Source organism: Hoylesella buccalis ATCC 35310 (assembly GCF_000177075.1).
GTDB lineage: Bacteria > Bacteroidota > Bacteroidia > Bacteroidales > Bacteroidaceae > Prevotella > Prevotella buccalis.
Map to the genome: position 1 here is coordinate 15,745 of NZ_ADEG01000062.1, position 15,813 is coordinate 31,557.

A 15,813-nucleotide genomic window follows, 5' to 3' on the forward strand; every position below is an offset into this window, starting at 1 on the left:
AAAAATGGAACAACAGACAAACAAAAATGGCGTCATTGTTGCGATTATCTCAATGATGTTCCTCTTTGCTATGATTTCATTCGTAACCAATCTTGCAGCACCATTCGGAAACATTTGGGGTAAAACCTACTCTTGGGCTGGTATGGTTGGTAACTTAATGAACTTCTTGGCTTATCTTTTCATGGGAATTCCAGCAGGCAAGATGCTCGTGAAATACGGTTACAAGAAAACCGCTTTGATTGCTATCGCAGTAGGTTTCGTCGGCTTGTTTGTACAATATTTATCTAGTATGTTTGGCGGTAGCAGTGAGATGTTCAGCGTTCAGGGACAGCCTGTCATGTTCAACTTCATTGTCTACTTGTTAGGTGCGTTCATTTGCGGATTCTGTGTATGTATGTTAAACACGGTGGTGAACCCTATGTTGAACCTTCTTGGCGGAGGCGGTAACCGTGGAAACCAACTCATCCAAACCGGAGGAACATTAAACTCACTCGCAGCAACACTCACCCCGTTCTTTGTTGGTGTGCTCATTGGTCAAGTTACCGACAAGACCAGCATGTCTGACGTTACCCCCTTGCTTTGGGTTGCCATGGGCGTGTTTGCCGTTACCTTCCTCATCATCTCATTCGTAGCCATTCCAGAACCACAGTCAACCGCTCCAGGCGTTAAGTCTGAATACAGTCCATGGAACTTCCGCCACTTTATCCTCGGCGTGATTGCCATTTTCTTCTATGTGGGAATTGAAGTTGGTATTCCAGCTGAATTGAATTTCTACATCACCAAGCTCGATTTCCCCGGTGCGGCAGCCGTAGCTGGTGGCATCGTAGCCATCTATTGGTTGCTGATGCTCGTTGGCCGTTTCGTCAGCAGTTTCATCAGTGGTAAAGTATCTTCACGCACACAGATGATTTTCACCTCATCATTGGCCATCATCCTTTTATTGATTGCCATTGTGCTCCCCGAGAGTTCTGCCGTGTCATTCCGTGGCTCTGAAGTTCCTATCAAGTGCTTCTTCATCATTTCATGTGGTATCTGTACCTCAATCATGTGGGGCTGTATCTTCAACCTGGCAACAGAAGGTCTGGGTAAATACACGGCCGCAGCGTCAGGTATCTTTATGATGATGGTTGTTGGTGGTGGTGTGATGCCATTCATCCAAGACCAAATTGCAACCAGCCTCAACGATTACATTGCTAGCTACTGGCTTGTTATTGCCATGCTCGCATACCTACTCTACTACGCTCTGGTAGGCTGCAAGAATGTGAACAAAAACATTCCTGTAGAATAATAAGCAACAAAGAATGCTGAATGCTTATCCCAGATAAGTACATTCAGCATTTTTTATGATAAAACAATTTTTAGATTATAAACCCCTAAACCCTATTAATTATGATGGACATAGATCATGTAAGAAGTCGTTTCATCAAGCACTTTGATGGCAAAACAGGAAATATTTATTTCTCACCAGGTCGTATTAATTTAATTGGCGAACATACAGATTATAACGGTGGATTCGTATTTCCAGGCGCAGTAGACAAGGGAATCATGGCTGAAGTTCGCCCCAATGGCACCAATACGGTCATGTGCTACGCTATAGATATGAAAGACCGTGTAGAGTTTAAGGTAGACGATCCCGAAGGTCCCCGCACCAGTTGGGCGCGCTACATCTACGGCATGGTGCAAGAAATGAAGAAACTTGGCGTCGACGTAAAAGGCTTCAACACCGCTTTCTCTGGCGATGTGCCACTTGGTGCCGGTATGTCTTCATCGGCAGCATTGGAAAGCTGTTTCGCCTTTGCCTTGAATGATTTATTTGGTGATAACAAAGTGTCTAAATGGGACATGGCTTTGGCAGGACAAGCTACAGAGCACAAGTATGTAGGTGTTAACTGCGGTATCATGGATCAGTTTGCCAGTGTCTTCGGACAAGAGGGTAAGCTCATGCGCCTCGACTGCCGTAGCCGCGAGTTCGAATACTTCCCATTCAACCCTGAGGGCTACAGACTCATGCTCGTCAACTCATGCGTGAAACACGAATTAGTTGGTTCGCCATACAACGACCGTCGCAAATCCTGCGAGAATGTCGTTAAGCACATTGCAGCCAAGTACCCCAATGAGAAATTTGAAACCCTGCGCGACTGCACATGGGAGCAATTAGAAGCCGTGAAAGCCGAAGTTGGTGAGGAAGATTACAACCGCGCCCGCTTCGTTCTGGGTGAGAAAGACCGCGTGCTGGCCGTTTGCGATGCATTGGAAGCTGGCGACTACGAGACGGTGGGCAAGAAGATGTACGAGACACATGAAGGCCTGAGCAAGGACTATGAGGTATCTTGCGAAGAGCTTGATTTCCTCAATGACGTTGCCAAAGAAAATGGCGTAACCGGCAGTCGTATCATGGGTGGCGGCTTTGGTGGCTGCACCATCAACCTGGTGAAGGATGAAATTCATGACAAGTTCGTGGCCGATGTCACAGAAAAATATCTTGCTAAATTCGGCAAGAAACCAGAAATCTATGACGTAGTGATCAGCCAGGGCTCTCACAAAGTATGCTAATTGATAGCAAAGAAAGATATCTGTTATCAACATTGTGATAACAGGTATCTTTTTGTTTTTACTCATTCATAACAAATATTACCAAAAACATTCAAGATGAAACTAACTAAAGGATTATTCGTGGGCGCAGCATTTGCCATGGCTCTGTTTACGGCTTGCTCGTCCAGTAACAACAGTAAATTAACCGTTTCCGGTCTTGACCCCGCCAAATTTGACACAACACTCAACGAAAAGCCAGTTAAGCTGTTCGTTTTAAAGAACAGCAATGACATGGAAGTTTGCGTCACAAACTTTGGTGCACGCGTCGTGTCAATCTGCGTACCCAACAAAGCCGGTGTTGCTACCGATGTCGTTTTAGGATATGACAACATTGCGCAGTATGCCGATTCTGTCAATAACGCCAGCGATTTCGGCGCAGCTATTGGTCGTTATGCCAACCGCATCAATCAGGGTCAAATCACAGTTGCAGGAAAGAAGATTCAATTGCCACGCAACAACTTCGGACACTGTTTGCATGGTGGCCCCTCAGGCTGGCAATATTCCGTATACGAAGGTAACCAGTTGAACGATTCAACGCTTCAGCTTGTCTTGCATTCTCCTGATGGTGACAACAACTTCCCTGGCAACGTAACAGCAACAGTTACCTACACCGTAACCAGCGACAACACCTTGGACATGAAGTTTGAGGCCACCACCGACGCAGAAACCGTCATCAACATGACAAACCACTCGTACTTCAACCTCTCAGGCGATCCGTCAAAGGCTGGTACCAACATGGTTCTTTATGTCAATGCCGACAACTATACACCATGCGACAGTACCTTCATGACAACCGGAGAGATTAAACCAGTTTATGGCACACCCATGGACTTCACCAAGCGTCACGCACTGTATGAAACCATCGGCGACACTACCTTCACACAACTCAAATATGGTAGAGGGTATGATCACAACTATGTGCTGAACACTTACAAGGACGGTAAGGGTGACGACACCAAGGTGGCTGCCAGTTTGTACTCTCCCGAGTCGGGCATCTACATGGAAGTGTACACCAACGAACCTGGCATCCAGGTTTATTCTGGCAACTTCCTTTCTGGCAGTGTCACCGGTAAAAAGGGCATCGCCTACCCACAGCGTGCCTCAGTTTGTTTGGAAACACAGAAATTCCCTGATTCTCCGAACAAGAAAGACTGGCCTTCACCTTACCTCAAGCCAGGTGAGAAATATTTCAGTCACGTTGCCTATAAGTTTAGTGTAAGATAAACATAGCTGCGGCAACAATGTTCCGCATCAACACTATTAAGTAGGAGATAAACGCCCATCATGGAGGTTTATCTCCTACTTTAGTCTTTACTACAATCCATGGTTTCGTTTTAGCAATGTAACGGCAGCATCTAATACTACAAAGCATCCCCTATTTACCCTACGGCCATTGAATAATAACCTCTTATGTCTGCTACATATATACGTTGCGCTATAAATATCGGATGCTTACCTTGCATCTTCCTAAACCAAAGAATCTCTCCTTACAAAGAAGAGATCATATCCTCATAAAACAATGCGGGTTACAACGATTCTAACTTCGTCGCTTCACCATCATGAACTTGTAGGTTTGCTGCTACCCTGTATGTTTGAATTGAACACAGATGACACAACGACGAAGACCTAAAAAATATGGGCAACGAGCTTTGCGCCCGCTGCCCACATATTGTAGCATTGAATGAAGCTTACTGCTTACTTCGTGATAACCATCTTCTGGCTCACCGTCTTACCATCCACCTGCATCGAAACGATGTACACACCGTTTGGCAGTTGAGCCTTGAGGCGATTCAGGTCTTCAGGCTGGTTCACATTGGCCACGCGTTCACCCGACACGGTGTACACAACAGCCGGACCATTCCAAGTTGCCGTCGTTACCCCTTGAATCTCGGTAGGCAAATTGCCGAAAGTGGTTGCCGTGGTGTTCACCAACTTAAAGCGGTTGCTATCCACACCTGTATGACGCATGGTGTAAGAATAAGAGGTAACATCCTCACGCAAGTCAACCAACTGACGAGTGGTGTAGTCTACCAACTTCAGATGCTCGTACTGTGGCAGGTTCTTCTTGCGGATGGTCAACGTGTACAACTCGTTGTCGCTACCCTCTACAGTAACTTGCTGCTGCGTGAGGTCGGCAGTTGCGTTCACCTGCATCTGTCCATCAACAGTTTGTACATACAGACTGGCAGGTGCATTGGTCAATAGTTTGCGACCATCCCAACCACGGTCGTAGCGGTCGGTGGTGCCTTCTGCCTCGATGAGCCAAAGCACATCGCTGCTCTTGCTGCTCTCCAAAATCATCTGCACGGCTCCAGGCTCTTTCGTTGTGACCTCAAAAGGTTTCGCCATAGCTGCCCGTTCGTTCTTCACCACACTTTGGTAAGGAATAGTAACTGTTGCAGGCACGTCACTCACCTTGGTCGCTGCGTCGGTGAACTTCAGCAAGAAGCCCTGCATAGAAGGTATCGACTTGTAACCAATGGTTGATGCCGAGTTCTTAGGAACAGCCAGATAGCCACCTGCTGCCACATTCAAATCTTGCGTTCCGTTGGTCGTCTTATTTTCATACCAGTTGTTGAAACTACCCGTATGGTACACATACACTGTAGGATCAACTTCATCAGGGAAGTTAAGTTGGGCAATATCGATGGCAGCTGTGTAAGAGTTGGCAAAGATATTTTGTCCCAATCCCCAGTGCTTCTCGCCCACGTTGGCAGAAGTAGATTTTGTGACCTCCGCAGCCTGGCGTGTCAGTGTCAAGTTGTGGTCGCACAGGTTCAACTTACCTGTCAAGGCATATACCTTCGGTGCATCTTGTGTCAGCTGATAGCCCACGAATGGCGACATTGCGTCGCCCTTAGCCATCCAGCTCCACTTTTGGTAATACTGTTTCGGACTGTTCTTGGCCTCGGAATAGTATTGCAGGTAAGAACCCTTGAATACAGGACTTGGTGTCATGTCCGTCACAGGAATACCAATCTGTTGCCATGAGTAAGGCTCCGACTCTAACATGCGGCCGTAGGTTGGCGAGCCTTGAAGATTGTCTTTAGTCTTCACATTCTCGTTGCCAGTCTTCTGTCCACGTCCATAGAGTTCTACCGTTGCATATACATCAGACTTGCATGGATCGGCATACGATACAGCAAACGAACCGCCAGCATCCGTTCCTTTCTCGTCGGTCTTAATCACCAACTTCTTGGCATCGCCTGGCTGATTGTAACCTACCAACGCAGTAGAAACAACCACACTACTCTTCTTCGATACTACAAGTGCCTTGTCCGACTGGTTCTCCAGTGTTCCGATGGTCAGCACCTTGCCTTCTGGCAATACGCAATCATTCTTGGCAGCTCCTTTCTGTGCAGGGTTCTTAGGATTGGCATTGTTCGATTCGGTAGCAAATACCACGTCCTCACCATCTCCTGGCACTTTGACTGTCCAGTTGTTTTGATTCTCAAACTTATTGTCCTCATTACCTACCCAAAGGTTTTTCTCCATCGGTCCCGTGCAGTCACCAACAGTGATGATTACCTTACGTTCGCCGCCAGAGCTGCCAGCACAATTAGGTATAGATTGTGCAAACATGGTACTTACGGTGAACTCATACCTTCCTGCTTTGGGGAAAGTAGCATCTATGGCGTTGCCTGTACCAACCTCCACCGTCTCGCCTGTGTCAAGGTCTTTGCGAGTCCATGTCACATCATACATATAGGTAGAAACAGGAATTTCCAAATGGTTGGGAGCTAATCCCTGCCCATAGCATTTCTCTGTCCACTCTGCTTCTACTTCAGGAATTCCTACAGGAGAGATATAAACGTTTGACACCTGTGCAGGACAGCCATTACCATAATTATATTGTGCAGTTACTTGATACCATCCCTCTGCAAGTCCACTAAACACGCGAAGAGATGCGTCTGCACCCCTATCTTCGGTGATGTGCGCTGTCTTTAGAACTTCTCCAACAGGAACTATCACTTTATTCTTCTCGGTGGCTTTCTTGAGTTCGTAGTGCAAAGGATAAGTTGCTTCAAGTCCACGCCTGATGCCCACGCTGATAAGACCAGAGTTGGGATCTTTCAAATTGCACATGGCACCTTGAACCTCAAAAGCACCGTTGCCCGTGGCGGAAGGAAGTGGTATCTTGAATGACTTGATAGCAAAATTATTTTGACCGATATGTGTCCCAGGAACATAAGGGATATACTCACCCATCAGCACGGAATATTTCTTATCGTTTTCATCCTTTGGCTGATGTACATCTATGCTTGCCTCAAAATAGCTCAACGTTCCTACCCATAGTTTCTTATTTTCCTTATATTCTTGGGGACCCATAGGATATTTCTGGTCATCAGTGCACCAACCTGGATAGTAATCCATTTCCATCCAATCAGGGCAGCCACCAGCATTCCAAATGCCAAAGTTCATAAGTACGTCGTTCCTATCACATCCTGTTAATATCTTGAAGCCGTTCTTGTACCCATCGGTATTACAAGGACTATACTTACGACCACCTGCAATATCCAATGGATAAGTTTCAGAAGGATGTCCACAACGGTCCTGCAAAGTAATCTTGTACTTTCCTATCGGCATATCATAAAGAACATACTCTCCTGTTTTCTTGCCATACTGATCTTTTAAAACCCTGGTAGGTGCAAAGTTTTTCAGAATAATAGGAAAATTCAACGTATAATCATATTCTACATCACTGAGGAACTCCGTAACCTTGTATGTACCTGTTGAAGCACCATCAGCTCTCTCAATCTTGATATCCACATTGTCGGTATAGTCAGGAGTATATATAGCCGTTCCACCTGCATTCCCATGAATGCCATAAAAGCATTTGCCTCGCAGCTGCCCGTTATCGTTTTCTATCACTAAAGTGTTTAGTGGGGGATCTGCTATAACAGCTTCCTTTGAAAGTGCTACCGTGCTGCATCCATCGGTATATACGATGCGGTAAGTGCCAGCACCATACTCGTTGAGATTAAGGTTGCGACGCGGTGCTTCTTCAAACAGGGGTACACCATCGAGTGGCACATTGATGGGCAGTGTCTTCCAGCTGCCATCTCCTTGTTTTTGTTGGATTTGCGCCTTTGTTCCCGTGGGGAAATAGTATTTAATACTTTCCCCCGTGATGTCATAACTTAGCGTGTAGTTTCTCTTGGTATTGCAGTTATTGTCAACTTCTACGCTGGCGGTGGGTGTCAGTTTCATAGACTCCCTGAGAAAGTGGTCAGACGCCGGAGCACCAAAGTCGACTACTCTGGTAAGCGTTCCCCACACTTTTGTCATAGATCCAGAACACAAGTCTTCATAATTCAGAGATAAAGATCGACCCGTAAAGTCAATTCCCGTATTGATAACCTTGAAAGTTAGATATGTGTTATTGTCTGAGGTACCGCTCCTGCTCTCATCATATTCCAATTTTGCCACTGCATTTTCTTGATTTTGAAAAGTCAGCCGAGCCGTTTTCTTAATCAGCTCTATCTGTTCTTGCGTCGACTCTGCCGTACCACCAGAAACTCGGAAGCGTACATAATCATTAAACTGGCAGTTACCTAAATATTCACGATAATAACTTGACGTATGTGTCACACCCGGGCCACTGGCTCTTCCCATTTTTCTTGTGATCGTAGCTGCCGTTGCAGTAGTGGGACATATACCATTTTGTGTATCTGCCACGGTTATCTTCACTTCATCGCCTTCCGAAAGGTTTTCTATTTTCCAGGTACGTTCGTTGGTGGGAGAAGCGCCCGATGTCAGTGTTTTCTTCGTACCATCTGTACTTGTTATTTCAGCCGTAAAGTGGAAAGGACCTAAACCATTGTGCACTTTTACCTCAATGCTTCCATTGTTTCTACCCCTGGAAGTGCAATAGGGATCCGACTGGGTACAGTCCATGTCAGGCGTATAATACGTTTCGTTGATTTTCTTTACCTCTACCCGACCAGCATACTCTTGTTTTTTGCCAGTAGTGATAAGGAAGTACACGTCGTATGTGCCCTCTGAAAGGTTATACCATGTTTTAGTCCACGTGTTAGGATCGGTTGACGACTGCCGCAAATTGGCATCATCCAACTGCTGTACACCATTTACTGTGATGACGCTGGTGGGATTACCTGGCCTACGAAGTTGTGCTGAGCCATTAGGCTTAACTCCGCTCGTGCCTGTCACACTTAACGTAACAGATCCCCCAGACGCTCCACAACCAATGTCTATCTTTGACACTTTGTAGGTGTAGCTTTGGGCAAAAGCAGCCACTCCAAAGGTGAGCATCATGGCGAGCATGAGCAGGCAGCGTTGCCACACTTGAGGTCTATACGACCTCGAAGAAGTAAAATTTTTCATTGCATTTTCTTTAAATCTTTTTTACTGTTTCAAAACATACATACAGCATTGATGCCATCAGTCGAACCATCCGGCATTCATGTCGATGTCTTCGTCGTACGCTCCGTCCTTTGCACCAATGGGTTTCATACCCCCATTGTCTTCACCACTCACTCCCGCATTGGGTCCGACTTGCAGGGGAAGCAATAAGATACTTGGCGTTACATAACTTTTCCTCATAAAATCTATATTTAGTTTAACATTTTAAAATTAAGTACGACTTTAAAATGTGGATAAGTCGTTCTAATAATCGGTGCAAAATTATGAAGTTTTGTTAAAATTACCCCCCCCCGAATCGTTAATTATACATAAATATTGATTAACTCTATTAATTCAACAAGATATTAACATAAAAGTTGCACATCTTATTGAAATTGTAGCAACTTTGTTATATGGAATCTAATGAAACACAAAAACATCGCTTTATGCAACTACATCCAAAAAATCAAATGATACTTGAAATCTGCAAGCAATATTCAAGGAAATACAAAAGGGATAAAAATATGTGAGAACAGCCCTGAAGGATGCAAAGGAAGTTTAAATGGTAGAATGAAAATATAATTTATGTTATAAAAACACCCTGTATAGACCAGAAAACTTGCACGAATGGAATATTTTACTACCTTTGCATTGTGTTTTTCATGGTATTAGATTATTAAGGTTAATGAAGATTGGTTGTCGTGAGACAATCAATTTTTTTTTGCTATGCCACGTTGTCGAGCTACACAGACAACAGCACGCCTTCAGGAGCCCATTCTGTAGTTACAAAACGCTTTTTTAGAGAGGAAAGACAATCATCACTTGTCCGTTTATTTCAAAATTTTCAAGTTTCAAAATAGAAAAAATGCGAAGGTTGAGGAGGTGTTTTTATGCACCTCAAAACATTGAAAAACCGTTTTTCACAGCAACGGAACACGGTGTTTCTCCCAATTTGCATCCTATTGCCGTATTAGTAATAACATATTGGCCTCCAACCAATATGACTTTGTTGCATAATAGCATGCATATTGGAGGTCAACAAACATGCTATTGGCCCAATAATGGATTCACCTTTTAATCGAAAAAGCCCTTCATCGCAGTAACTCATTGTATCACAACAGAATATGAAACCAGCCTATAATTTGCGTATTTGCGCACTACCTTCCTGTTGGTTGCAAATACGCGAGTATTGAAGGCGCATGTAAAAATATTTCATGAAATAGACAAGCTGATTGCAGGCATGATGCGATCCATCACCATCCTACAATTCGGAGCGTGATGAATCACGCCCCTACAGCTCAAAATCCCTTAAGACGGTCGGTTGACTGTTAGCTCAATATTTCAGAATTTTCTTTCCATTCGATATGTATATCCCCTTTGGCAGGGCATCGAGTTTTGTTCCCACGAACTGCCCATTGAGATTATAAATTTTGGAAGGCTGATGAGTGTCGAGCTTCGCATCAAGCTGTTTGATGCCAGTTTCCTGCTTTCTCGTAGGTCCTATCACCTTTACATCATCCAAGAAAAAGCGGTTGTAAGGTACAAACTGAATGGTCGTCGCTCCGGTTCCCGTGAAAGGAACCTTGATGGTAGTCCACTTCCCCCTTTCTAATGTAAAGACACCCAACAGCGAGTCGTTGACGCGTACATCCAACGTGTTTTCATCTTTTCCAAAAGGTGCAGCTACGAAGATGAGTGTGTCATTACCGTGCGCATCAAATTCGGGTGAAAACACGGTACCATTCTTTGATGAAGTGCCAAACTTTGCACATCGATCGCCACCGTATGCGGCACCAGATGGAACGTTCCAGCCTTTCACATCCGTCATGAAATCATTCATGCTTCGGGCCACTTGCCCGCTAAACTTGCCGTCATTTCCACCTGTACCCTTACACAGGTCAAATGTTTCATGGAATAGAATGCCATCAGACGGTGTCTGATTCGGTTTCGTCGAGGCTGCAACCACCTTAAAGCGAAAAGATATGGTTCCGTCCTCATTTCTTGTAATCTCATTCACGTCCTTATGCATGAAATAGGTTCCCCACCTGTTCGCATTGAACAAGCGAGCCGCAGGCTTAGAGTTGGCAGTCAGACTGTCATTAGCCCTAAACGGATAAGCATCGCCTGCAATCTCTGAGGCACTATAAATTCCGAATTTGTCAAGGTAAGCATCCGAATTGTCAGCATGAAAAATGGTACATCTCTGATGATTTTTCTGACTGTTAACAGTATTATCGGCCCATGTCTTGGCATCAAAATCAACGTGCAGAATCAGCAATCCTTCTCCGCCAAGTCCTGCATCCCAACCTGTTTTGCGCCTGTTTTCCAACAGATAATATTCGTTTCTATTATTTTCGTTGTAAATGACATACGCCTCACCTTGCTCACTGAGCGGCTTCATATTCGTAACAGTGAGGTCGCTGGTTAGTTCTATCGGATTTAACCAACCTAAATAAGTACGTTCATAACTGGTATAACCAGCCGGAACAAAGCCATCACCGTTGTAACTTCCTTGATCCATTACATCCCATGAAAACATGCCATAAGCCTCGCTATTGAGCGTGTCATACATGTCAGGAAGTCCTAACACATGCGAAAACTCATGACAGATGGTTCCGATACCTTCAATTTTTGTTCGTGAAGACAATTCAGGACCGCAGGCATAAGAATCGATGGTTACTTGATCCAAGTTAAAATCAAAGTTGTTTTCAGACAGCTCCGCCTGGTGAGGCCACACGCGCTTGGAATCTTGCCCATCTGCTGAATTTTCCCCTTGACCGGCATACAACACGTACAGCGCATCAACTTTCCCATCGTTGTCCCAATCATAATCTCGAAAATCAACCTCCGCATCTGCACCCAAGCAGGCCTCTTGTATCATTTCTTGCGGACGGATATCGTAACCTTCACGGTCGTTGGCACCATAGTAAGCATAGCCTTTCTTCATGCGTATGGGGCCTACAACATCAAAGGTTAAATCAAATTTCCCTCTACTCTGGTCGCGGAAATAATCTCTTACACTACCTCTAAATCCTAATTTGTGAACAAATCCCAGCTTGTTGGTTATCTGTTGGTAAAGCTCTTTTGTATGCGTTTCGTTGAATTTGGCATCCTCAAAATCCACCAAAATCATCAAACCTTTTTTCTTTCCTTCATAGCCAGCGTGCTTTTCGCCTAAGGAAGCCCGTGTCTTTGCCTGTCTACGAACGGCTAATCTGCGCCTTTTTGCAGCAGTTTTTCTTGCTAAGGTCATGAAATCGGCAGGTTGATAAGCCTGAAGTTGTTCGTCTAAAACGTATTTCTGACCATCTTCAGCCTCCATGTAATGCAGGTATTCATCGCCTTTGAACATTGCTCTAACCTCCACTCCACTCGCAAGACGAATGATTTTCCACCCGCTCTTTTTGACTGGTATGGCGACAACCCACTGCGTCATCCATATAAATAATAAAACGGAGAATAATCTTTTCATGCCATACTTTCTATTTGATGACAAAAATAATGAAAAGATTTTTAAAATCATCGCGAAGATTCAAATAAGAAGTACATAACCATTAAGCACGTACGTTCACATGCTTTGTGCTTTCAAAACCGTGACAAGAGCATCATGCACGCTCACCAATGGACATCTTTTGAGCTTACAGACCAAAATGCAGGCGGTAGACTACCATGGGGAAAAAGGAGAAATGATATTGTGACACATACGCACCTTTGTCAATATCATAAAATATGTATGCTATATTTTTTCGATCGGTGAGGTTAATTAAGTCAATTCCCCACTCCTGTGAGACCTTCTTACCATTCAGTCTGCCGCCCAAACGAGTGTCCAATCTGAAGTAAACAGGCATTTGTTCTTGATACCACTTATCGTATTGGTACACCTGGTCGTGAGTCGCTTGAGATGCCACCTCGTCAACAGGCGTGTATCTCAAGCCACCCGAGAGCGCCAACTGAGGTGAGGCAAAGAGGGTCCACTTGCTGCTCACAGGCCATTCAAACCCACCAGTGACATTGAGGATGTAACCACCATCAAACACTGTGCTGAATTCATGGTTGAGTACTGGGTCGGTATAGCGTGAGCGATAGAGGGTGCCGGACATCAAGAAGAAATAATTTTTGCTGAAGAATTTTTCCACCGTAAGTTCAAGTCCATAGTTTCGTCCCCTGCCAATATTGCGAAGTCCGGCGATGCGTTCCATGGAGTTTTCGCCTGCTCCATAATTGAGTAGCGACACTCCATAGGCTTTGTTCTCAGCCGCAATATCAAAAAGCCATTGATAATATAGTTCTGTATGCACACGCCAATCCTTGTTAATTTGGTAGTTGTGCGAGAGGTTTGCATGCCAACTCTTGGAAAAACCCAAGTGATGATTGCTGTCCGAATAATGACCATCGGCCTCTCTGACAAAGAAAAAAGTGTGCGGAGGCAACTGACTGTAAAGGCCTCCTGCGAGGCCAATGGTGTGATGGGTACCAAGTTTCAACTCAGCAGCAGCGCGTGGTTCCAAAGCATAGTTACCATTCAGGGGCAAATAACTACCATGTACGCCTGCAGTGACAGTAAAAGCATCGCTGAACAAATGCTGATACTGCGCATAAGCGCGATAAAGGGATAATGTGCTTGTATCGTCATTGAGGGGATAGGGTATATCTTCCACCTCATTGAACATATTGAGAAAATATTGATCGACAACCGTACCCACATAAAGATTGTCGTGATGCGTGGATAATCGATGACGGATGTCGGCCGAAAACGAGAGTTTATGTTCCTTGGTTAGATCCGTAAAAATCATTTTAAAGTCTTCTTGATTGGCCATTTCCTTATTGTACACTCTCATCTTTATATCATTGTAGTTCCAAGAAAGTGTGGCATGAAGATCGGTCCGAGCAGCCAGTTGCCCATGATAGACCATACCTAACAATGCCAAGCCACTGCGTAAGTTAACCTTTTGGTCAAACGATAGATTGTCAACTTGCACGGTCATACCCGCCCCGGAGAGTTCTGATGTCTTGAGATGAATGCTACTAGTACCTACAATGCCAATTAATGAAAGCGTGTGACCCTCGTGGATGCGCCAATCTATCTTGGTTGTTAGGTCTTGATATCTTGGCACAACGGCCATGGATTTGCCGAAAATCTTCATGGCATAGCTTGCCAACTCTGGGATGGAATAACGATAGGAGGCAAGATAGGTCATCGAACCGTCCTTGATCATCGGCCCCTCTGTCATGAGTTCGGCCCCATTATAGCCCATCTGGAAGCGCATTTGATGGTTGTTGGGATTGCCTTTTCTCAGATTCAAATCAAAGATTGCCGCAAGTGCATTGCCTTTTGTTGCCTGCCAACCGCCCAACAAAAAATCAGAGTTGGTAACAACATTCATATTAAGGGCAGTTACCTGTCCAGCCGTCATTCCCAGTCCGGCGTTGAAATGGTTAGGATTTGGAATTTCAATCCCATCCAATCGATATTGAACCCCTAATGACGAGTTGCCTCTCACCACAATCTCATTACGCGAATCATTGATGGGCATCACGCCTGCAAAGCTCCTCACCATCCTGCTTGGATCGCCTAACGAACCCGCATATCGCTCTGTTTCTTCCACACTAAAGCTGCGAGCGCCTGCATAGGCAAGCTGCTGTAGGGGCCGAGCTTTGTTGTAATATCGCTTCACCTCTACGCCCTTGAGATTATAAGTGGCAGACTCCAGTTTGACATCAAGTGACACTTCTTCACCCATAACCAACAACAAGCTGATCTCCTTGTCCTGGTAGCCCACTGAACTGGCCCGCAAAACTTGCCTGCCCATCGGAACTTGTAGTTCAAAACGACCCGCTTTATCTGTGGTTTGGGTGATTGAAGGCTCCGCGTTTACAATGCTCAAACTAACATCAGCCAACGGATTTCCATGAACGTCCGTCACCCTACCCAATACCCTTTGCGTTCTGTTTCCTTGTGCCATCATGGCCATGGAAACAACTAACAACAGCATACAAGTGCCAATCCACCTTTTCATCATACAATGGTTATAAGATTTGTTCGCGCCAAAAATAATTATATCATATTACAAACCTGTTAAAATCCCATCAATTACTCATGAACGTTCACTACTTTCTCATTGAAGTTTTGCTGAATTAAGCAAAAAAAAAATCGCGAACAAGGTGCTCGCGATTTTATCATGTACAATGACAATATAGGAAACTGTGCAAAAGAAACGTTCTTATTTCTTTGCGTCAGCTTTTTTCTTTGTGTCGATTGGCTTATAAGCCTTGTTCAAACCAGCAACCACATCCTTGGTGATGTCATAGCTCTTGTCGGCATACAGCAGATTATCTCCTGCCTTGGAAAGGATAAGACTATACTTCTTATCCTTGTTGTAGCTTGCCAAGAAGTGCTGAATAGAATCGCGGAGAGCCTTGTTATACTTATCGGTTTCTGTTTGAAACTCATTGCTCAAACGCTGATTGAGCGCCTGAAGATCGGCACTTTGCTTCTGCAATCCAGCTTGAATGGATTCTGCCTGGTCACGAGTATATGCGTTTTGTTGAAGCTTCTGCTGGAAGTTAGCAGCTGCTTGCTCCAATTGTTTCTGCTTTCCAGCCAACGTGTTCTGAATGTTTTGCCCCTTCTTCTGCAAAATCAAACTATAGTCTTTGCAGAACTTATACTGGGTCATGATGCTGTCTACCTCAACATAGGCAATTTTCATGTCTGTAGGAACAGCAGCTGTTGTACCTTCTGACTTCTTATCAACCTGAGGTTTTGAATTGTCACATGCCGTGAAAGCCAGTGTTGCGAGTGCTGCAACCGCTACCGAACGGATAATCTTTTTCTTCATTTTATATTTTGATATTTAA

Annotated in this window: 8 protein-coding genes; 3 read left to right on the forward strand and 5 right to left on the reverse strand. The window is 44.7% G+C overall.

Going from position 1 to position 15,813, the window contains the following annotated elements:
• The first annotated feature begins 4 nt into the window (after positions 1-4).
• The 3 genes from HMPREF0650_RS06950 (at position 5) to HMPREF0650_RS06960 (ending at position 3,816) form a co-directional block, all read left to right on the forward strand.
• The gene (locus tag HMPREF0650_RS06950; RefSeq protein WP_004349509.1) at positions 5-1,288 is read left to right on the forward strand and encodes an MFS transporter; all 1,284 of its coding nucleotides are present in this window, start codon (positions 5-7) and stop codon (positions 1,286-1,288) included.
• 104 nt (positions 1,289-1,392) lie between these two features.
• Complete coding sequence (galK, locus tag HMPREF0650_RS06955) at positions 1,393-2,553, forward strand: galactokinase (protein WP_004349510.1); 1,161 nt, start codon at positions 1,393-1,395, stop codon at positions 2,551-2,553.
• A gap of 96 nt (positions 2,554-2,649) precedes the next feature.
• Positions 2,650-3,816 (forward strand): aldose epimerase family protein, encoded by a 1,167-nt coding sequence (locus tag HMPREF0650_RS06960; RefSeq protein WP_004349511.1) that lies wholly within the window; start codon positions 2,650-2,652, stop codon positions 3,814-3,816.
• Between the two features lie 471 nt (positions 3,817-4,287).
• On the opposite strand, the gene HMPREF0650_RS06965 is transcribed toward HMPREF0650_RS06960, so the two are convergent.
• The 5 genes from HMPREF0650_RS06965 to HMPREF0650_RS06980 form a co-directional block, all read right to left on the reverse strand.
• Positions 4,288-8,937 (reverse strand): T9SS type A sorting domain-containing protein, encoded by a 4,650-nt coding sequence (locus tag HMPREF0650_RS06965; RefSeq protein ID WP_004349513.1) that lies wholly within the window; start codon positions 8,935-8,937, stop codon positions 4,288-4,290.
• Positions 8,938-8,994: 57 nt separating this feature from the next.
• Positions 8,995-9,156, reverse strand: coding sequence for a hypothetical protein (locus HMPREF0650_RS13120; protein WP_155813603.1), 162 nt, complete (start codon positions 9,154-9,156; stop codon positions 8,995-8,997).
• Positions 9,157-10,288: 1,132 nt separating this feature from the next.
• The gene (locus HMPREF0650_RS06970) at positions 10,289-12,427 is read right to left on the reverse strand and encodes a M6 family metalloprotease domain-containing protein (RefSeq protein WP_040562772.1); all 2,139 of its coding nucleotides are present in this window, start codon (positions 12,425-12,427) and stop codon (positions 10,289-10,291) included.
• Positions 12,428-12,593: 166 nt separating this feature from the next.
• Positions 12,594-14,975 carry a carboxypeptidase regulatory-like domain-containing protein gene (locus HMPREF0650_RS06975; RefSeq protein ID WP_004349516.1) on the reverse strand — a complete coding sequence of 794 codons (2,382 nt, stop codon included), beginning with the start codon at positions 14,973-14,975 and terminating at the stop codon, positions 12,594-12,596.
• A gap of 201 nt (positions 14,976-15,176) precedes the next feature.
• The gene (locus tag HMPREF0650_RS06980) at positions 15,177-15,794 is read right to left on the reverse strand and encodes an OmpH/Skp family outer membrane protein (RefSeq protein ID WP_004349517.1); all 618 of its coding nucleotides are present in this window, start codon (positions 15,792-15,794) and stop codon (positions 15,177-15,179) included.
• Positions 15,795-15,813 lie beyond the last annotated feature (19 nt).

What these genes read in the sequence shown, in the direction of transcription:
- HMPREF0650_RS06950 (WP_004349509.1), top strand. Translation starts at nt 5, where the DNA reads ATGGAACAACAGACAAACAAAAATGGCGTCATTGTTGCGATTATCTCA.
- HMPREF0650_RS06960 (WP_004349511.1), top strand. Translation starts at nt 2,650, where the DNA reads ATGAAACTAACTAAAGGATTATTCGTGGGCGCAGCATTTGCCATGGCT.
- HMPREF0650_RS13120 (WP_155813603.1), bottom strand. Translation starts at nt 9,156, where the DNA reads ATGAGGAAAAGTTATGTAACGCCAAGTATCTTATTGCTTCCCCTGCAA.
- galK (WP_004349510.1), top strand. Translation starts at nt 1,393, where the DNA reads ATGGACATAGATCATGTAAGAAGTCGTTTCATCAAGCACTTTGATGGC.
- HMPREF0650_RS06975 (WP_004349516.1), bottom strand. Translation starts at nt 14,975, where the DNA reads ATGATGAAAAGGTGGATTGGCACTTGTATGCTGTTGTTAGTTGTTTCC.
- HMPREF0650_RS06980 (WP_004349517.1), bottom strand. Translation starts at nt 15,794, where the DNA reads ATGAAGAAAAAGATTATCCGTTCGGTAGCGGTTGCAGCACTCGCAACA.
- HMPREF0650_RS06965 (WP_004349513.1), bottom strand. Translation starts at nt 8,937, where the DNA reads ATGAAAAATTTTACTTCTTCGAGGTCGTATAGACCTCAAGTGTGGCAA.
- HMPREF0650_RS06970 (WP_040562772.1), bottom strand. Translation starts at nt 12,427, where the DNA reads ATGAAAAGATTATTCTCCGTTTTATTATTTATATGGATGACGCAGTGG.